The following is an 18,259-nucleotide window of genomic DNA, read 5'->3' on the forward strand; positions in this document are numbered from 1 at the left end:
ATCGACATTGATGCTTTTTAAAGTACGTCGCAACGCGACCGTCAAACAAAGGGCCTTTATGCGCGACCTGCCGAACCCCACCATGCCGCTCTCTTCGTTGACCCCCACCTCGCGGAGGCGTCTTCCTCGCCCTGAAACGCCTGTCAAGCCGAATCTGGGTGTGGCGTGGGCACGCGACGAAAGCGAGCTTCGGGAAGCCCAACGCCTGAGATACCACGTCTTTGCCGAAGAAATGGGCGCGTCGGTCAAGGGCCCCGCAGGCCTGGATGTCGACGAGTACGACCAATACTGCGACCACTTGATCGTACGCGATCAGGACTCGCTCAAGGTGGTCGGCACCTACCGCGTACTGCCCCCGGGTCAGGCCAAGCGCCTTGGCCGTTTGTACTCCGAAGGGGAATTCGATCTCTCCCGGCTGGACCATCTGCGCCCGAAGATGCTCGAAACCGGCCGCTCGTGCGTGCATGCCGAATACCGCAACGGCGCCGTCATCATGGCGCTCTGGAGCGGTCTGGCCGAGTATATGCTGCGCAACGGCCTGGAGACGATGCTCGGTTGCGCCAGCGTGCCGATGGCCGACGGCGGCCACTACGCCGCCAGCCTCTATCGCAAGCTGCAGGACACCGCCATGGCGCCGGCCGAGTACCACGCCGTGCCGCGCATCGCGCTGCCGGTGAGCGAGCTGCAATCGACGCTGGAGGTCGAGCCGCCCGCCCTGGTCAAGGGATACCTGCGCCTAGGCGCCCGTATTTGCGGCGCCCCGGCCTGGGACCCCGATTTCAACACCGCCGACTTCCTCACGTTGTTCCGCCTGTCCGACATCAACCCGCGCTACGCACGCCATTTTCTTGGCGCGGAACTGCTGAACAAGCTCAAACAGGCCTGAACGCCTGCCGCCTCCGCCCAAGTCGTCCGTCCCGCCAACGGACACAAAAAAGCCCGGCAGATGCCGGGCTTCGTCGTTTGCCCCCCCGCCCTCAACAGGCGGGCTGGCCCTCATGCGTCAGGCGTACACGACCTTGTAGCGCATGCCGATCTTCTCCCACTCCTGCGCCTCACGCTGCAGGCTATAGTCGGTCAGCGGATTGGCGTCGATCCACGCGCGTGCCACCGACACCATGAAGCCATCGCCAAGCCGTTTGACCTCGATGGCGTCCGGCAACGCATCCGTGCGGCGGCGACAGAACAATACCGCCAGGCGCAGACAGAACAACAGTTGCCAATCGACCTGCTGCGCCTGTGAGGCCAACTTGCCCAGCTTGCCGACATGCCCCAGCAACAGCTCGGCCAATCGCGCCTGATCGGGGCGCGAAAAGCCCGGCATATCCGCATTGCTGCCGATATACGCCGAATGCTTGTGGTACGCGCTGTGCGAGATCGACAATCCCATCTCGTGCAACGACGACGCCCAGTTGAGCAACGCCTCGCCTTCCCCGCGACCGTCGTCCAGTTCCCCCGCCGCGCCGTCGTCCTCGAGCACCTCGACCGCCTCGACCGGCAACTGGCGATACAGCCGAATCGCCAGGCGTCCTACACGCTCGGCCTGTGCACGGTCCACGCCATACCGACGCACGAACTGTTCGACGGTCACCGCCCGCATATCCTGATGCTGGGTACGCCCCAGCAAGTCGTACATCACGCCGAGCCGCAGCGCGGCGTCGGTCGTCTCCATATGCTCGACCTCGAGTTCATTGAAGACGGACAACATGATGGACAGGCCGCCCGGCAGCACCGGAATTCGATCTTGCTTGAGCCCCGCCAGCTTGAGGCGGTTGGCGTTCTCCGCCTTGATAAGCGCGCGCTTGAGGCGCTCGAGCCCACCGCGCGTGAGGCCGTGCAAACCGCCGTCGTTGAACCCATTGGCTTCGAGCAATTCGGCCAGCGCACGTGCCGTTCCCGACGAGCCGATCGCCTGCGACCAGGCGGCGTCACGATAAGTCGCCGCAATGATCTGAATCTCGCGACGAGCGGCCAGTTCGGCCTGCTTCATCGCGTATTCGTCGACGTTGCCGCTGGGAAAGAACTGCCGGCTATGACTCACGCAGCCGATATACAGGCTCTCCATGATGAGCGGCTCGTAATCCTGCCCGATAATGAATTCGGTGGAGCCCCCCCCAATATCCACGACAAGTCGGTTACCCTGGCACGTCGGCACCGAGTGTGCGGCACCCGCATAGATCAGGCGCGCCTCTTCCCGCCCGGCAATGACTTCGATGGGAAACCCGAGCGCGTGCTGTGCCTCACCAAGAAAATCGTCGGCGTTCTTGGCGACACGCAGCGTGTTCGTGGCCACCGCGCGGACCTTGTCGGGATGAAAGCCCCGCAGCCGCTCGCCAAAGCGCTTGAGGACGTCCCAGCCGCGTTGCTGCGACGGATGATCGAGGTACTTCTCGTCGTTCAGGCCCGCCGCCAGCCGAACCGGCTCGCGCAGCGCATCGACCTGATAGATCTGCGTGCCGGCGGACGTTTCCTCCACGCGGCCGATGATCAGGCGAAAACTGTTCGAGCCGAGATCGACGGCCGCTAACAAGGGCGAGGGAGTACTCATGTCGGGATGCGCCTGAGCGAAGGGTGCCGGAGTGGAGGACGTATCACACGAAAAGCATGACGCGCACTCGACAAATAAATGACGAATACGCTACAAATCGAATATGACACGTCGTTGACAAATGTGAACGTCATATAACTGTAACAATACGGATGAAGAATTCACGCCAATCCCATGTCTTTCGCACGGTCACCATGAATTATCCGCTGCTCAACCGCGAGCTGGGCATTCTGGCGTTCAATGAACGCGTACTCGCCCAGGCAGCCGACCCCGCAACGCCGCTGCTGGAACGCCTTCGCTTTGTCTGTATCGTGAGTAGCAATCTGGATGAGTTCTTCGAAATCCGCGTCGCCGGGCTGAAGGAGCAGATGCGCGAAAATCCGGGCATGCTCACACCCGACGGCATGACGTTCCAGCAAGTTTACACGCAAGTTTGCGCCCGGGCGCAAGCGCTGGTGGAAAAGCAGTACGCGATGTTCGATAGCCTGCTGCCCTGCCTCGAAGCCGAAGGCATCGCGTTTCACCCGTCCGGCCAGTGGAACGACGCCCAGGTCGAATGGGCCCGCGACTACTTCCTGCGCGAACTCGTGCCGGTCCTCACGCCGATCGGGCTCGATCCCGCACACCCGTTCCCACGCGTGCTCAACAAGAGCCTGAACTTCGCCGTCGAACTCGAAGGCAAAGACGCCTTCGGACGCGACGCCGAACTCGCCATCGTCCAGGCCCCGCGCGCCCTGCCCCGGCTGGTTCCCATGCCTCCAGGGCTCGCCCCCTTGCCGAACAGCTTCGTGCTGCTCAGCTCGCTCATGCTGCGCTTCGCCAGTGAACTGTTCCCAGGACTCACGGCCAAAGGCTGCCATCAGTTCCGCGTCACGCGCAACAGCGATCTGTTCGTCGACGAGGACGAAATCACCAACCTGCGCACCGCGCTGCAAGGCGAACTCCCGGCCCGCCATCTCGGCGACGCCGTACGTCTCGAAGTCGATGCCGGCACGCCGTCGCGCCTCGTGCGACGCCTCCAAACGGAATGCGGCCTGACCGACTCGGACTGCTACCGCGTCAAGGGCCCCGTCAACCTCGTGCGCCTGATGCCGCTGCCCGAGATGGTCGACCGCCCGGACCTCAAGTTCGCGCCATTCGTGCCGGCGCTGCCCAAGCGCATGAGCGCGGCGCCCGCGATATTCGACCTCATCGACCAGGGCGACCTGCTGCTGCATCACCCGTATGACAGCTTCCAGCCGGTGCTGGAGCTGCTGCTGCAAGCCGCTCGCGACCCTGACGTGGTGGCCATCAAGCAAACGATCTACCGTACCGGCAACGAATCCGCGCTGATGGATGCCCTGATGGAGGCGGCCCGCAACGGCAAGGAAGTCACGGTCGTGGTGGAGCTGCTTGCGCGCTTCGACGAAGAGACCAACATCAACTGGGCAGCACAGCTCGAAGCGGTCGGCGCTCACGTGGTCTACGGCGTGGTCGGTCATAAGTGTCACGCGAAGATGCTGCTCGTCGTGCGCCGCACGCGTCAGGGCAAGAAGACGTTCCTCAAACGCTACGTCCATCTCGGCACCGGCAACTATCACCCGCGCACGGCCCGTCTGTACACGGACTTCGGCCTGATGACCGCCGACGAGGCGCTGTGCGCCGACGTCCACATCGTCTTCCAGCAACTGACAGGCATCGGCCGGCAGACCCAGTTGCAGGGCCTGTGGCAATCGCCGTTCACGATGCACACGCATCTGCTCGAGGCGATCCGGCACGAGACGGAAGCGGCCGCGGCCGGCAAGAAAGCCCGCATCATCGCGAAAATGAATGCGCTGCTCGAACCGACGATCATTGCCGAACTGTACAAAGCGTCGCGCGCGGGGGTGAAAATCGATTTGATCGTGCGCGGCGTGTGCTCGCTGCGCGCCGGTGTACCAGGCCTTTCCGAGAACATTACCGTGCGCTCGATCGTCGGGCGCTTTCTCGAACACCATCGCATCTATTACTTCTATGCGAACGGCGACGAGAAAGTCATGCTTTCAAGCGCCGACTGGATGGAGCGCAACTTCTTCCGTCGCGTGGAGGTGGCCTTTCCGGTACGAGACAAGCGCCTGAAGGCCCGCGTGATTCGCGAGGGTCTGATGGTGCCCCTGCGTGACAACACCGCCGTGTGGCTGATGCGTCCGGACGGCACCTACGTGCGTCGCAAGCCGGGCAAAAGGCCGTTCAACAGCCAGATGGCTTTGATGCAGGAACTCGCCCAGCACGTGCAGACCGGTACGCGCGGCTGACCTGACCGGTCATCGGTCATCGGTCAGCCGTGCGCGTGTACCGTGCGCGCCAAGTCGCCCAGGTTTAGCCGTCTACGGTCAAACGTGGCGCAGCGGCGTCGACCGGCGCGCGCTGCGTCACGCGCGTGGGCGGAAACTGAATGGCGAACGTGCTGCCGCGCCCCACCTCGCTCGTCACCTTCAGATCGGCCTGATGGCGCGTCAGCACGTGCTTGACGATCGCGAGGCCGAGGCCGGTACCGCCCGTATCGCGCGATCGGCTGCGGTCGATACGGTAGAAGCGTTCTGTGAGCCGAGGAATATGTTCCGCCGGAATCCCCAGCCCGGAGTCGGTCACCGCGAAGCGGGCACCGCCGTCGTCCGTCGGCCCCCACTCGATGCGGATTTTGCCGCCCGGCGGCGTGTAGCGCACCGCATTGCTCACCAGATTGCTGAACGCGCTGTGCAGCTCGCCTTCGGCGCCACGCAAATCGAGTCCGTCGGCCTGCGTGACTTCGATCACATGTTGCCCCTGCGAGAGCCCTTCGGCGTCGCTGCGTAGCGAGCGCATCTGCATGCCCATATCGATGCGCTCGTCCGGCGGCGGCTTGCCGCTGCCTTCGAGCTTCGCCAGCGTGAGCAGATCGTTCACGATGTTCTGCATACGCGAGGCCTGCTGGCGCATGATCTCGACATAGCGCTGGATCTCCTCGGGCGAGAGCGGCAGCTCGCCGACCGTCTCCAGAAATCCGGAGAGCACGGTCAGTGGCGTCTTGAGTTCATGCGAGACGTTGGCCACGAAGTCACGGCGCATCGAGTCGGTGCGTTCGAGATCGGTGACGTCGAGCGAAATCATGAGCTTGCGATGGTCGCCATACGGGAACACCTGCATGGACAGCACGTTGTTGCGCTTCTCGCCCATGTGGTGCATGAGCAGCGCCTCGTCGTAGCGCTCCGACGACAGGTAGTGCACAAAGGCCGGTGTGCGCAGGAGATGCGTGATTTGCTGACGCAGATCACGCTTGGCGTCGATACCGAAATGCGACTCGGCAATCGCATTGCACCACTCGATCTGGTTGTGCTCGTCGAGCATGATCACGCCGTTGGGCGATGCCTGGATCGCCTGGATGAAGCGAGCGTGCTGTTGTTCCACCTGCTTGACCTGGTTATGCCAGCGCTTGGCCAGCTTGTGCAGCCGGTAATAGATTTCCCCCCACAACCCGAGTGCACTCGGCACCTCACCATAGACTGGGGCGTCAAGCAAACGCCAGAGGCGCTGGGCGTGATAGACGTTGAAGAGGACTTGTGTGACCAGCAGAAAGATGGCCGCGATATAGCCCACGCTCGCGCCAAAGAACCAGCCGATGGCCGTCGAGATGAAGGCTTGCAGGATCAGGAGCGTCAGCGCACGGGCCCAGATGATATTCATAGACGATGCACAGGGGTTTTGCCGCCCACGCCCCATGGGACAAGGGCGGCATTGGCACGGCAGGCCTCGCCCGAAGGCGAGGCGCGATGCCTCAAGCCGACTTCGTCAAACGGTAGCCGCTGCCGCGTACGGTCTCGATCATAGCATCGTGGCCGGCCGGCTTGAGCGCGGCGCGCAGACGCTTGATGTGCACGTCCACCGTGCGCTCTTCCACGAACACGTGATCGCCCCACACCTGGTCGAGCAACTGCGAGCGGCTGTGCACGCGCTCCGGATGAGTCATGAAGAAGTGCAGCAGGCGGAATTCCGTCGGTCCCAAATCCACCTTGATGTCGCCGCTCGACTGATGGCTCGTAACGCGATGCGTCGCCGGATCGAGCTTCAGGCCGTTCACGCTCACCGCGTCTTCGGTCAACTGCGGCGCACGGCGTCGCAGCACGGCCTTGATCCGCGCCATCAGTTCCTTCGGCGAGAACGGCTTGGTGACGTAATCGTCCGCGCCGATCTCCAGGCCCATCACCTTGTCCTGCTCTTCGCTGCGGGCGGTGAGCATGATGATCGGCACGTGCTTGGTGCGCTCGTTTGCCCGAAGCTCTCGTGCGAACGTCACGCCTGACTTGCCTGGCAGCATCCAGTCAAGCAGCACCAGGTCGGGCAGCACGTCACTGATCAGCGTGAGTGCCTGCTCGGCGTTGTAGGCCCGAATCGGATAGTGACCCGCGTGTTGCAGATTAACGGAGATCAGCTCGGAGATCGCCGGCTCGTCTTCCACGATCAGAATGCTGCTGGGCATCGGTTTCCTCTCAAACCTTCAATGATGTCGGGCCGTTCATTCGCCTTGCACTTGGCGCTGCAGGTCTTCGCGCGAAATGTGCCGGACGTCGGTGCCCTTGACAATGTAAATGATGAATTCCGCAATGTTCTTCGCGTGATCGCCGATGCGCTCGATCGCCTTGGCGATGAACAGGAATTCCAGGCCCGCCGAGATGGTGCGCGGATCTTCCATCATGTAGGTCACCAGCTTGCGCACGAAGCCACGGAATTCGTTGTCGATGGCCTTATCGTCGCGCACGATCTCGGCCGCGGCCACGATGTCGAGACGCGCAAACGCGTCGAGCGTGCGGCGCAGCAACTGAGCGGCCATGTCGCCCGAGAGTTTGATCTCGGCGAAGTTCACGGTTTGCGCCGCGCCGTCTTCCAGGAGGTGACGGGTACGCTTGGCGATCTTCTCGGCCTCGTCGCCTGCGCGCTCGAGGTTGGTGATCGACTTCGAGATCGAGAGCAGCAGGCGAAGATCGCGCGCGGTCGGCTGGCGACGGGCAATGATCTTGCTGCACTCTTCGTCGATCTCGACTTCCATGGTGTTCAGGCGCTGCTCGGTGGCGATCACTTCGTCGACCAGAGCACGGTCGAACGTGTTGAGCCCCCGCATGGCCGTCACGAGCTGCGATTCGACCAGGCCGCCCATTTCAAGAACGCGCGAGCAAAGCTGATTCAGGTCCGAGTCGAACTGGCTGGAAAGGTGTTTGTCGTTCATATCGAAATTCCTCGTGGGCATCAACCGAAACGGCCGGTGATGTAGTCTTCGGTCTCTTTACGGTCCGGCTTGATGAAGATCTTCTCCGTTTCCCCGAATTCGATCAATTCGCCCAGATACATATAGGCGGTGAAGTCCGAGCAACGTGCCGCCTGCTGCATGTTGTGCGTGACGATCACCACGGTGTAGTCGTCCTTGAGTTCGGCGATCAGCTCTTCGATACGGCCCGTGGAGATCGGGTCGAGCGCCGAGCACGGCTCGTCGAGCAGCAGCACTTCCGGGCGGATCGCAATGCCGCGCGCAATGCACAGTCGCTGTTGCTGACCGCCGGACAGGCCGTAGCCCGACTGTTGCAGCTTGTCCTTGACTTCGCCCCACAGCGCCGCCTTGGTCAGCGCCCACTCCACGCGGTCGTCCATTTCCGAGCGCGAGAGCTTTTCGAACAGGCGCACACCGAACGAGATGTTGTCGTAGATCGACATCGGGAACGGCGTCGGCTTCTGGAACACCATGCCGACCTTCGCGCGCAGCAGCGCAATGTCCTGCTTCGAGGTCAGCAGGTTTTCACCGTCCATGTTGATCTCGCCCTCGGCGCGTTGCTCCGGGTACAGGGCGTACATCTTGTTGAACGTGCGCAGCAGCGTCGATTTGCCGCAGCCCGATGGGCCGATGAAGGCCGTGACCTTGCGGTCGGGAATGCGCAGGTTGATGTTCTTGAGCGCGTGGTATTTGTCGTAGAAGAAGTTCAGGTTATTGACTTCAATCTTCGAGGGCAGTTTGATGTCTTGCGTCGGATTCGTCATGGTCGTCTTAACCGTCAGGTATGCGTGGTGTCGTCGCGTTGTATCGTCTCGCGTTGCCGCTTACTTCTTGGCAAACAGCGTGCGCGCCAGGATGTTCAGCAGCAGCACCCCGAGGGTGATGATGAACACGCCCGCCCAGGCGAGCGACTGCCACTCCGCAAACGGGCTCATGGCAAATTTGAAGATCGTGACCGGCAGGTTGGCCATCGGCTGATTCAGGTTCATCGACCAGAACTGGTTCGACAGCGCCGTGAACAGCAGCGGTGCCGTCTCGCCCGCGATACGCGCCACGGCGAGCAGCACGCCCGTCACGATACCGGCGATCGACGCCTTCAGCGTAATCTTGACGATGATGCGCCACTTCGGCGTGCCCAGAGCGAACGCGGCCTCACGCAAGTTGTTCGGCACGAGCTTGAGCATGTTCTCGGTCGTACGGATCACGATCGGGATCTGCAGCAGCGCGAGCGACACAATGCCGGCCCACGCCGAGAAGTGCCCCATCTGTGCCACGACCAGCGCGTACACGAACAGGCCGATCACGATCGACGGCGCCGAGAGCAGAATGTCGTTGATGAAGCGGGTGAGGCTCGCGAGCCACGACTTCTGACCGTACTCGGCCAGGTACACCCCGGCCAGAATACCCAGTGGCGTGCCGAGGAACGTGGCCACACCGACCATCACGACACTGCCCGCGATGGCATTGGCGAGCCCCCCGCCAGCCGTGTTCGGCGGCGGCGTCATTTCAGTGAACAGCGACAGCGACAGACCGCCGATGCCCAGCGAGAGCGTGGTGTAGAGAATCCACAGCAGCCAGATCAGGCCGAAGGCCATGGCCGCGAGCGACATCGCGATCGCAAAAATGTTCTTGCGGCGACGGTAAGCTTGCAGCCGCACGCGGGTCACGGCGTCGGTCGGCTTCACGGCTGGGGTTTCCAGTTCGAGCGCTTGTTGGGTCATTATTTACCTTCGCTTTTCTCAAGGCGCAACAGCATGAGCTTGGACAGCGCCAACACCACAAAGGTGATGAAGAACAGAATCAGGCCGAGCTCCATCAGGGCGGCCGTATGCAGCCCCGGGCCGGCTTCGGCGAACTCGTTGGCGAGCGCCGAGGTAATGCTGTTGCCCGGCGAATAGAGCGATACGTTGTCGAGCAGGTTCGTGTTGCCGATCACGAAGGTGACGGCCATGGTCTCGCCAAGCGCGCGGCCCAGCCCCAGCATGACGCCACCGATCACCCCCGTCTTCGTGAAGGGCAGCACCACGCGCCACATCACCTCCCAGGTGGTGCAGCCAATGCCGTAGGCCGACTCCTTGAGCAGCACGGGCGTGACTTCGAACACGTCGCGCATGACCGAGGCGATGTACGGAATGATCATGATCGCGAGGATCACACCGGCGGGCAGAATACCGATGCCCAGCGGCGGTCCCTGGAACAGCGCGCCGATGACCGGGACGTTGCCGAGCAGCGTCTGCAGCGGCTTCTGGAAGTACTGGCTGAAGATCGGGGCGAAGATCAGCAGACCCCACATCCCGTAGACAATGCTCGGGATGGCGGCGAGCAGCTCGATGGCCGTACCGAGCGGGCGGCGCAGCCATACGGGCGAGAGTTCAGTCAAGAACAGCGCAATGCCGAAGCTGACCGGCACCGCGATGATGAGCGCAATGAGCGACGTGACGAGTGTGCCGTAGATCGGCACGAGCGCGCCGAAGTGATCGGCGGGCGGATCCCATTCCTTCGTCCACAGGAAGGCGAAGCCAAATTTCTGAATCGACGGCAGTGCGCTGTACATCAGCGACACGATGATGCCACCGAGCAAGAGCAGCGTAATGAGCGCGGCCGCGCGGGTGAGCAGCGCGAAAAGAAAGTCGCCAACGGAAGACGGAGCGCGCTGCGCGCCTGCTGTTGCGAGGGGGCGGGTGGCTTCTGCCATGATGTCGTCTCAGCGTGAGCGCGCCGCCTGCCGTTGCCAGATCAGAGGTCGGGCTTCGGAACAGGCGGCGCGGATAATGCCGGGTTGAGGCCCGAGGCAATGCAACCGTGCATTGCCTCGGGCCAGCAAGGCTGCTTTAGATGCCGGCCTTGTGGGCCGACTCGGCAACCTTCGCCTTCCAACCTGCACGGATTTGCTTCAGCACCGCTTCCGGCAGCGGGATGTAGTCCAGTTCCTTGGCGGTCTTCTCGCCATTCTTGAACGACCAGTCGAAGAACTTCAGCACGTCGGCGCCCTGTGCTTCCTTGCCGGCGTCAGCCTTCTGGTGCACCAGCACGAAGGTGGCAGCCACGATCGGCCACGACTTGTCGCCCTTCTCGTTGGTCAGGATCTGGTAGAACGTCTTCGACCATTCGGCCTTGGCAGCTGCCGCGGCGAACGTTTCCGTGGTCGGCTCAACGGTCTTGCCGTCGGCGTTCGTCAGTGCCGTGTACGTCAGCTTGTTTTGCGTGGCGTAGGCCGACTCGACATAACCGATCGCGCCCGGCAGGCGTTGCACGAAAGCGGCGACGCCGTCGTTACCCTTGCCGCCCGTACCCGTCGGCCAGTTCACCGTGGTGCCTTCGCCAACCTTGCTCTTCCACTCGGCATTGACCTTCGACAGATAGTTCGTGAACACGAAGCTCGTGCCCGAACCGTCGGCGCGGCGAACCACGGCGATATCCGTATCCGGCAGCTTGACCTTCGGGTTCAGCTTGGCGATGGCCGGATCGTTCCACTTCTTGATCTTGCCCAGATAGATGTCGCCCAGCACCGGGCCCGACAGGACCAGCTCGCCCGCCTTCACGCCCGGCACGTTGACCACCGGCACGATGCCACCAACCACCGTCGGGAACTGGAACAGGCCTTGCTTGGCCAGTTCTTCGTCCGTCAGCGGAGCGTCCGAACCTGCGAAATCGACAGTCTTGGCCTGGATTTGCTTGATGCCGCCCGACGAACCGATGCCCTGATAGTTGACCTTGTTCGAGGTCGCCTTCTGGTAGGCGTCAGCCCACTTCGTGTAGATCGGCGCGGCGAACGTGCTGCCTGCACCCGTAATTTCGCCCGCAATCGCGCCAGCGGCAAACAGAATGCCAGCCATGCCGGCAATCGCAGTCTTCATCAGCTTCATGGATTTCTCCGAGTTGGTGTGGATACAGCGTGTGGTTGGCTCGAAGAATAGAGTCCGAATGTGACAATCATGTGTCATCTGTGAAAGCTCACAATATCGGCGTCATAAAGTTGACTCGGGATCGTCACGTTGCCGGAGGCATCTCTCGCCTCTCGTTGGGACCAAAAAGCCTTGTCTGGCAAGGGTTTAGGGTATCTCCAAGCACATGCCATCGCGCAAAACGCCCAATTCGGGACACATGTCAGCGCCGTGACACGGGTGCAAACCGTCTAACCATCCTAGGCCACCGTGTCACAAATGGAAATATCGGGTTGATCCGATTGCCATGATGGGAAGCCTGAACCGCAGGGGTGCGACAACGCGTTGACCGGCGCTTGCGCCCGCGGGATCGACTTCGATGAGGGGGATTCGGCGTTGTCTGCCGTGCCGCCCCACTCGGGGGGGCACGGCCCTGCCAGGACGGATGGCAGACCGGGCGCTCAGGGAACGCTCAGGCGGCCGATTTGACGACGTCGGCCAGATGCTGGGCGAAGGACGTGGCTTGGGAGGCTTCGCGGGCTTCCACCATCACGCGCAGCACGGGCTCGGTGCCCGATGCGCGAATGAGCACGCGCCCCGTATCTCCCAACTGAGATTCGACGGCGTTGCGCTCGTCGGACAGGCGCGCATCGCTCTGCCAGTCGTAGCCGGCCGGCGTACGGACGTTGATCATTTGTTGCGGGAACAGGCGCACGCCGTCGAGCAGCTTCGCCAGCGGCGGGTTGCCCGCGCGACGGATCGCCGCCAGCACTTGCAAGGCCGAGATGATGCCGTCGCCCGTCGTGTGCTTGTCCAGACACAAAATGTGGCCGGAGCCCTCCGCGCCAATCTGCCAACCGTGCTTGTGCAGTTGCTCGAGCACGTAACGGTCGCCGACCTTGGCGCGCACGAACGGCACCCCGAGGCCCTTGAGGGCGACTTCGACGGCCATATTGGTCATCAACGTGCCCACGGCACCCGGCACACCGCCATTGTCCAGCCGGTCCTTCACCAACAGATACAGCAGCTCGTCGCCGTTGTAGAGACGTCCCGCACCGTCGACGATCTGCAGGCGATCAGCATCGCCATCGAGCGCCACGCCAAGATCCGCGTGATTCGCACGCACGGCGCGCATAAGCGCATCCGGCGCCGTCGCCCCGCAGTCCTCGTTGATGTTGAAACCGTTCGGCTGGTTGCCGATCGCGATAACCTCGGCGCCCAACTCGTGGAACACATGGGGCGCGATGTGATACGCGGCGCCATTGGCGCAATCGACCACGATCTTCATGCCGCGCAAGTCGAAGTCGTTCGGGAACGTACTCTTGCAGAATTCGATGTAGCGGCCCGCGGCATCGTCCAGACGACGCGCCTTGCCGAGTTGCTCGGAGCGCACGCAGGTCATCGGATTGTCGAGTTCGGCTTCGATGGCCAGTTCGGTCTGGTCCGGCAGCTTGTTACCATCCGCCGAGAAGAATTTGATGCCGTTGTCGTGGTACGGGTTGTGCGACGCGCTGATCACCACGCCAGCCGCCAGGCGCAGCGCCCGGGTGAGGTAGGCTACGGCGGGCGTGGGCATCGGGCCCGCCATCATGGTGTCGACGCCGGCCGCCGCAAAACCGGCTTCCAGCGCGGCTTCGAGCATATAGCCGGAGACGCGCGTGTCCTTGCCGATCAACACCGTCGGACGGCCCAGCGTTTGGTTGCCGGCCAGCACGCGACCCGCGGCATAACCGAGTCGCAGCACGAACTCTGGCGTGATCGGACTTTCGCCCACCGTACCGCGAATCCCGTCGGTCCCAAAATAGCGTCGTTTCATCGTTGCATCGTTCCCAGTTGAGGCGCTGCGCCGGATGAGAGACCGGACGCGCGCGTCGTTCAATCTTTATATGTGCCGCCGTCAGACGGTGGGGGGCCACCGCCCCCGCCATTATCGCCGGCGCGCGTCCCCGCTGGGTCCCCATTGGCTTGCAGCGGTGGGGCCTTCCGGCGGGTTTGCCCGCAGCAGGGTTACTCGGCGTCGCGCACGGCGTGCCAGACCTTGAGCGCATCGACCGTCTCGGCGACGTCGTGCACGCGCACGATGGCCGCGCCCTGCTGCGCGGCACACATCGCTGCGGCGACGCTGGCCACCCGTCGCTCCAATGGCGCCTGACGCCCGGTAATTTCGCCGAGCATCCGCTTTCGCGACATGCCAACGAGCAACGGCAATCCATCGCGCGACAGCACACGCAAGTGTTTGAGCAGTGCGAGATTATGGGCGAGATTCTTGCCGAAGCCGAATCCCGGGTCGAGGTACAGACGCGACGGCGCAACACCGGCCGAAAGCAGTGCGTCCACCCGGCCGTCGAGGAACGCGGCGACCTCGGTGACAACGTCGGTGTAGATTGGTGCGTCCTGCATGGTCTTCGGGTCGTGCAGCATGTGCATGACGCACAGTGCGGCTTCGCTCTCGCGCACCGCGTCGATGGCACCGGGCTGCTGGAACCCCCAGATGTCGTTGATCATGTCCGCGCCAGCCGCGAGCACCGCGCGCATCACGCCCGGCTTATAGGTATCGACCGAGAGCGGCACGCCGCAATCGCGCAGCGCTTCGACGATCGGTACGACGCGTTCGAGTTCGGCGGCTTCCGACAGCGCTTCGGCGCCCGGACGGGTCGATTCCCCGCCGATATCGAGAATGTCGACGCCGTCGGCAATCAACTGTTCAGCATGGCGCAGAGCGGCGTCGCGCGCGACAAACTTGCCGCCATCGGAAAATGAGTCGGGCGTGACATTCAGGATGCCCATGACATGCACGCGGCGGCCATCGAGCTGGAAACGTGGGCCGAAGGCCAGCGTGGCGGGGGGGGCCGGGACGTCCGGTAACGCGCCTGCCTCGACGATATCGTCGGCGTCAGGGGACATGGGAGGAAGGGATTGCGACGGCTCGGAGGACATTCGGAAGCTCTGCTCAATAAGGCCAAATATAGCGGCCCGTTCGCCAGGACCGGACCTGCGCGCCCGAGATACCGGACGCTGCGTATGGGCGTAATGTTACCGGAATCACCCGTCACATCGACCATCGAAACACTCGGTAACACCGATATTCGTCGCGTTCCGCGCTCGGCGGCGGGCAGCGGGCAGCGGGCAGCGCCACCGCGTCTGAACGCAAAAAGGCCGGCGCAATGCCGGCCTTTCTGGGATGGCAGCGCTTGCGCGTGCCAGGCTTTTACGCGTTTAGACGGTCGCCGGGGTGTTGCTGGGCTTGAGCGGCGGATTGCCGCCCGACGCGCCACCGTTCGTCGGACCGTTCTTCGGCGGACGCGGCGGACGACCATCCATGATGTCGCCGATTTGCTCGCCGTCGATCGTTTCCCATTCCATCAGCGCCTGGGTCATCGATTCGACCTTGTCGCGGTTGTCTTGCAGCAACGTCTTGGCCAGGGCGTACTGTTCGTCCAGAATGCGGCGAACTTCCCCGTCGACCTTCTGCTGCGTGGCTTCCGACACGGACTTGGCGGACATCCGGCCGAACACCGAGTCTTGCTCCGTGTCGACGTAGACCATCGGTCCCAGGGCGTCCGACATCCCGTAACGTGTCACCATGTCGCGGGCGAGCTTGGTGGCACGCTCGAAGTCGTTCGAAGCGCCCGTCGACATCTTGTTGATGAACACTTCCTCTGCCGCACGGCCACCGAACAGGATGGCGATCTGCGTGAGCATCGTGTCGCGATACTCCGAGTACTTGTCGTGTTCCGGCAACTGCATCGTCAGGCCCAGAGCCCAGCCGCGCGGGATGATCGTGACCTTGTGCACCGGATCGGCACCCGGCAGCAGCATTGCCACCACCGCGTGACCCGACTCGTGATACGCCGTGGCACGTCGCTCTTCGTCGCGCATCACGGCCGACTTGCGCTCCGGACCCATGAAGATCTTGTCCTTCGCGTCTTCGAAATCGAGCATTTCGACGATGCGCTTGTTACGGCGCGCCGCGAACAGCGCGGCTTCGTTCACGAGGTTCGCCAGATCGGCGCCCGACATGCCCGGCGTTCCGCGCGCGATGACCGAAGCGTCGACGTCGTTCGAGATCGGCACCTTGCGCAGGTGCACCTTCAGGATCTGCTCACGGCCGCGGATGTCCGGCAGCCCGACGTAGACCTGACGGTCGAAGCGGCCCGGGCGCAGCAACGCCTTGTCGAGCACGTCCGACCGGTTCGTCGCGGCGATCACGATCACGCCCGAGTTGGCTTCGAAGCCATCCATCTCGACGAGCATCTGGTTCAGCGTTTGCTCGCGTTCGTCGTTACCGCCGCCCATGCCGGCGCCACGATGGCGGCCGACCGCGTCGATTTCGTCGATGAACACGATACACGGCGATTGTTTCTTCGCGTTTTCAAACATGTCGCGGACGCGGGCCGCCCCCACGCCGACGAACATTTCCACGAAGTCGGAACCCGAGATGCTGAAGAACGGCACCTTGGCCTCGCCGGCGATGGCGCGGGCAAGAAGCGTCTTACCGGTTCCCGGCGGGCCGACGAGCAGCACGCCGCGCGGGATACGACCGCCGAGCTTCTGGAATTTCTGAGGGTCTTTCAGGAAGTCGACCAACTCGCCGACTTCATATTTGGCTTCGTCGCAACCGGCGACGTCGGCAAACGTCACGGGATTGGCATTCTCGTCGATGAGGCGCGCGCGGGATTTGCCGAAGGAAAAGGCACCGCCCTTACCCCCGCCCTGCATCTGCCGCATCATGTAGAACCAGAAGCCGATGATCAGCAACGTGGGTCCGAGGTAGTAGAGCACGGACATGAGCGCGTTCGGTTCGTCATCGGCTTTGCCCGAAACTTGAACGCCATACTTCATGAGGTCGCCCACCATCCAGATGTCGCCGGGCGACACGATGGTGTATTTCTGGCCGTCGCTGGGCGTCACCTGAAGGCTGCGCCCTTGCACTATCACGTTCTTGACCTTGCCATTTTTGGCATCGTCCATGAACTGGGAGTACGTCACGCCTTCCTGGACGTGCGGCTTGTCGAACTGTTTAAACACAGTAAACAAGACCAGCGCGATGACCAACCACACCGCCGCTTTGGAAAACATATTATTGTTCAAAGCGTTGCTCCTTCATGAAATCGCTTCGCGCCAGGAATTCATTCTAATCCACTCGCAGGCGCACCGCCATAGTGATTCTTTACCGCCGCCATAGCGCCAGAGCGCAGGTTTGACGGGCATCAAGCCGGATTTTTCAATCCTCGTCCCAAAATGAACGTTTCGGAAGATTTATCTCGGGACGCCTTTGGCTTGCGCGGCGCCACGGTTTTGAACTGGTGCTTGAATTTTTCGACAATCTGGCTGTAGCCACTGCCGTGAAAACATTTGACCAGCAATGCACCCTCCGGTTTCAGGTGTCGCTGAGCAAAATCCATCGCCAGATCGCACAAATGCTCGATCCGCGCTGCATCGGCCGACGCTACCCCCGACAAGTTGGGGGCCATATCGGAAACTACAAGGTCGACTTTGCGTCCGGCGAGGATTTCTTCGAGCTGCACGAGCACGCTGTCCTCGCGGAAGTCACCCTGCAGGAAGGTGACGTCGGCGATCGGCGCCATCGGCAGGATGTCCAGCGCGATGATCGTGCCGTCGATACCCCCTTCCGTGCGCTTGCCGCCCGCGAGCTTGTTGCGCGCGTACTGACTCCAGCTCCCGGGCGTCGCGCCCAGGTCGACAATGACCTGACCGGGCTTGATCAGCCGGTCCTGCTCGTCGATCTCCTTGAGTTTGTAGGCCGCGCGGGCACGATAGCCCTCGCGCTGCGCCATTTTGACGTAGGGATCGTTGATGTGATCGTGCAGCCAGGCGTGGCTGAAACGGTTTTTTGCCATAATTCTTCAAAAACGCTGCGATTTTGCAGGATAATAGGCCCTTGCGCGCCCAAAATGCGCGAGTCGGCCTCTGGTATTTGCAGGTGCGCCGGCCGCCGCGTACGGGTGCATCCTAACTCGTTTGTCTCGTCTGTCCTCTATGCCCGCCCTGACCCTGACCCCGGCGCAACGCGCCGACTTGCGCTCCACCGCCCATGCGCTGAATCCCGTTGTTCTGATTGGCGCCGACGGCTTGACGCCGGCGGTGCTCAAGGAAATCGACGGCGCCCTGAAGGCTCACGAACTGATCAAGGTACGTGTGTTCGGCGACGAACGCGATGCACGCGTGGCCATCTACGAAGCCATCTGCGATCAACTCGGCGCAGCGCCGGTACAACACATCGGCAAGCTGCTTGTTCTGTACCGCCCGACGCCGGACGAAACGGAAGCGCCGGTTCGCTCCCGGACCGGCGGTACGGGTGCGACGGTCAAGGGCCGTGCCCCGCGCACTGTCACGGTCGTCAAGACCAGCACCAACGCGGGACGCCGTCCGACCGTCAAGAAAGTGACCGTTCGCGGCAACGAACGCATGACCGCTGGCGGCATCGTCAAGAAGGCCAAAAAGCGCCAGACCAGCGTCAAACGCCAACGCAACGACTGAGCGAACGGCACACCGCCGCCAGTTCTCGAAAAAACGCGCCCGGACAACAGGCGCGTTTTTTTATGGATG

15 protein-coding genes are annotated in these 18,259 nt (G+C 62.7%); 3 read left to right on the plus strand and 12 right to left on the minus strand.

The window, feature by feature from the left end; all coding sequences use genetic code 11:
• The first annotated feature begins 58 nt into the window (after positions 1-58).
• Positions 59-886, plus strand: coding sequence for a GNAT family N-acetyltransferase (locus BGP02_RS05355; RefSeq protein ID WP_150553495.1), 828 nt, complete (start codon positions 59-61; stop codon positions 884-886).
• A 117-nt stretch (positions 887-1,003) separates the two neighbouring features.
• On the opposite strand, the gene ppx is transcribed toward BGP02_RS05355, so the two are convergent.
• Positions 1,004-2,548: an exopolyphosphatase gene (ppx, locus tag BGP02_RS05360; protein WP_261938236.1), complete on the minus strand. Its 1,545-nt coding sequence runs from the start codon at positions 2,546-2,548 to the stop codon at positions 1,004-1,006.
• Positions 2,549-2,700: 152 nt separating this feature from the next.
• Here ppx and ppk1 point away from each other — a divergent pair, with 152 nt between their 5' ends.
• Entirely contained in the window at positions 2,701-4,821 is a 2,121-nt protein-coding gene (ppk1, locus tag BGP02_RS05365) for a polyphosphate kinase 1 (protein ID WP_286798147.1), read from the plus strand.
• Positions 4,822-4,885: 64 nt separating this feature from the next.
• Here the strand turns inward: ppk1 and phoR are convergent, their stop codons facing one another.
• From phoR to BGP02_RS05420, 11 genes are all read right to left on the minus strand, one after another.
• A complete protein-coding gene (gene phoR, locus BGP02_RS05370; RefSeq protein WP_017231894.1) occupies positions 4,886-6,229 on the minus strand; it encodes a phosphate regulon sensor histidine kinase PhoR in 1,344 nt (447 codons plus the stop codon).
• A gap of 91 nt (positions 6,230-6,320) precedes the next feature.
• Positions 6,321-7,022, minus strand: coding sequence for a phosphate regulon transcriptional regulator PhoB (phoB, locus tag BGP02_RS05375; protein WP_017231895.1), 702 nt, complete (start codon positions 7,020-7,022; stop codon positions 6,321-6,323).
• Between the two features lie 36 nt (positions 7,023-7,058).
• A complete protein-coding gene (gene phoU / locus BGP02_RS05380) occupies positions 7,059-7,766 on the minus strand; it encodes a phosphate signaling complex protein PhoU (RefSeq protein ID WP_017231896.1) in 708 nt (235 codons plus the stop codon).
• A 20-nt stretch (positions 7,767-7,786) separates the two neighbouring features.
• Positions 7,787-8,569, minus strand: coding sequence for a phosphate ABC transporter ATP-binding protein PstB (gene pstB, locus BGP02_RS05385; protein WP_017231897.1), 783 nt, complete (start codon positions 8,567-8,569; stop codon positions 7,787-7,789).
• A gap of 60 nt (positions 8,570-8,629) precedes the next feature.
• Positions 8,630-9,526, minus strand: a complete 897-nt coding sequence (gene pstA / locus BGP02_RS05390; protein ID WP_017231898.1) for a phosphate ABC transporter permease PstA — start codon at positions 9,524-9,526, stop codon at positions 8,630-8,632.
• On the minus strand, positions 9,526-10,500 hold the full coding sequence (pstC, locus tag BGP02_RS05395; protein ID WP_017231899.1) for a phosphate ABC transporter permease PstC: 975 nt from the start codon (positions 10,498-10,500) through the stop codon (positions 9,526-9,528). Before pstC ends, pstA begins: the two co-directional genes overlap by 1 nt.
• 136 nt (positions 10,501-10,636) lie before the next feature.
• A complete protein-coding gene (gene pstS / locus BGP02_RS05400; RefSeq protein WP_017231900.1) occupies positions 10,637-11,671 on the minus strand; it encodes a phosphate ABC transporter substrate-binding protein PstS in 1,035 nt (344 codons plus the stop codon).
• A gap of 490 nt (positions 11,672-12,161) precedes the next feature.
• Entirely contained in the window at positions 12,162-13,505 is a 1,344-nt protein-coding gene (gene glmM / locus BGP02_RS05405) for a phosphoglucosamine mutase (RefSeq protein WP_150562791.1), read from the minus strand.
• A 191-nt stretch (positions 13,506-13,696) separates the two neighbouring features.
• Positions 13,697-14,593 carry a dihydropteroate synthase gene (gene folP / locus BGP02_RS05410; RefSeq protein ID WP_410007531.1) on the minus strand — a complete coding sequence of 299 codons (897 nt, stop codon included), beginning with the start codon at positions 14,591-14,593 and terminating at the stop codon, positions 13,697-13,699.
• A gap of 312 nt (positions 14,594-14,905) precedes the next feature.
• A complete protein-coding gene (gene ftsH / locus BGP02_RS05415; RefSeq protein WP_261938234.1) occupies positions 14,906-16,780 on the minus strand; it encodes an ATP-dependent zinc metalloprotease FtsH in 1,875 nt (624 codons plus the stop codon).
• Positions 16,781-16,899: 119 nt separating this feature from the next.
• The gene (locus tag BGP02_RS05420; RefSeq protein WP_017231904.1) at positions 16,900-17,550 is read right to left on the minus strand and encodes an RlmE family RNA methyltransferase; all 651 of its coding nucleotides are present in this window, start codon (positions 17,548-17,550) and stop codon (positions 16,900-16,902) included.
• 139 nt (positions 17,551-17,689) lie between these two features.
• Between BGP02_RS05420 and yhbY the strand changes: the two genes are divergently transcribed.
• On the plus strand, positions 17,690-18,190 hold the full coding sequence (gene yhbY / locus BGP02_RS05425; protein WP_017231905.1) for a ribosome assembly RNA-binding protein YhbY: 501 nt from the start codon (positions 17,690-17,692) through the stop codon (positions 18,188-18,190).
• Positions 18,191-18,259: the final 69 nt, after the last annotated feature.

The sequence above is a fragment of the Pandoraea sp. 64-18 genome (assembly GCF_001899225.1).
GTDB lineage: Bacteria > Pseudomonadota > Gammaproteobacteria > Burkholderiales > Burkholderiaceae > Pandoraea > Pandoraea cepalis.

Bases quoted from the DNA above. Each gene is read 5' to 3' on its own strand.
- pstS (WP_017231900.1), bottom strand. From the start codon at position 11,671: ATGAAGCTGATGAAGACTGCGATTGCCGGCATGGCTGGCATTCTGTTT.
- yhbY (WP_017231905.1), top strand. From the start codon at position 17,690: ATGCCCGCCCTGACCCTGACCCCGGCGCAACGCGCCGACTTGCGCTCC.
- ppk1 (WP_286798147.1), top strand. From the start codon at position 2,701: ATGAAGAATTCACGCCAATCCCATGTCTTTCGCACGGTCACCATGAAT.
- phoB (WP_017231895.1), bottom strand. From the start codon at position 7,022: ATGCCCAGCAGCATTCTGATCGTGGAAGACGAGCCGGCGATCTCCGAG.
- pstA (WP_017231898.1), bottom strand. From the start codon at position 9,526: ATGACCCAACAAGCGCTCGAACTGGAAACCCCAGCCGTGAAGCCGACC.
- pstB (WP_017231897.1), bottom strand. From the start codon at position 8,569: ATGACGAATCCGACGCAAGACATCAAACTGCCCTCGAAGATTGAAGTC.
- BGP02_RS05355 (WP_150553495.1), top strand. From the start codon at position 59: ATGCGCGACCTGCCGAACCCCACCATGCCGCTCTCTTCGTTGACCCCC.
- phoR (WP_017231894.1), bottom strand. From the start codon at position 6,229: ATGAATATCATCTGGGCCCGTGCGCTGACGCTCCTGATCCTGCAAGCC.
- pstC (WP_017231899.1), bottom strand. From the start codon at position 10,500: ATGGCAGAAGCCACCCGCCCCCTCGCAACAGCAGGCGCGCAGCGCGCT.
- BGP02_RS05420 (WP_017231904.1), bottom strand. From the start codon at position 17,550: ATGGCAAAAAACCGTTTCAGCCACGCCTGGCTGCACGATCACATCAAC.
- phoU (WP_017231896.1), bottom strand. From the start codon at position 7,766: ATGAACGACAAACACCTTTCCAGCCAGTTCGACTCGGACCTGAATCAG.
- glmM (WP_150562791.1), bottom strand. From the start codon at position 13,505: ATGAAACGACGCTATTTTGGGACCGACGGGATTCGCGGTACGGTGGGC.
- ppx (WP_261938236.1), bottom strand. From the start codon at position 2,548: ATGAGTACTCCCTCGCCCTTGTTAGCGGCCGTCGATCTCGGCTCGAAC.
- folP (WP_410007531.1), bottom strand. From the start codon at position 14,593: ATGTCCCCTGACGCCGACGATATCGTCGAGGCAGGCGCGTTACCGGAC.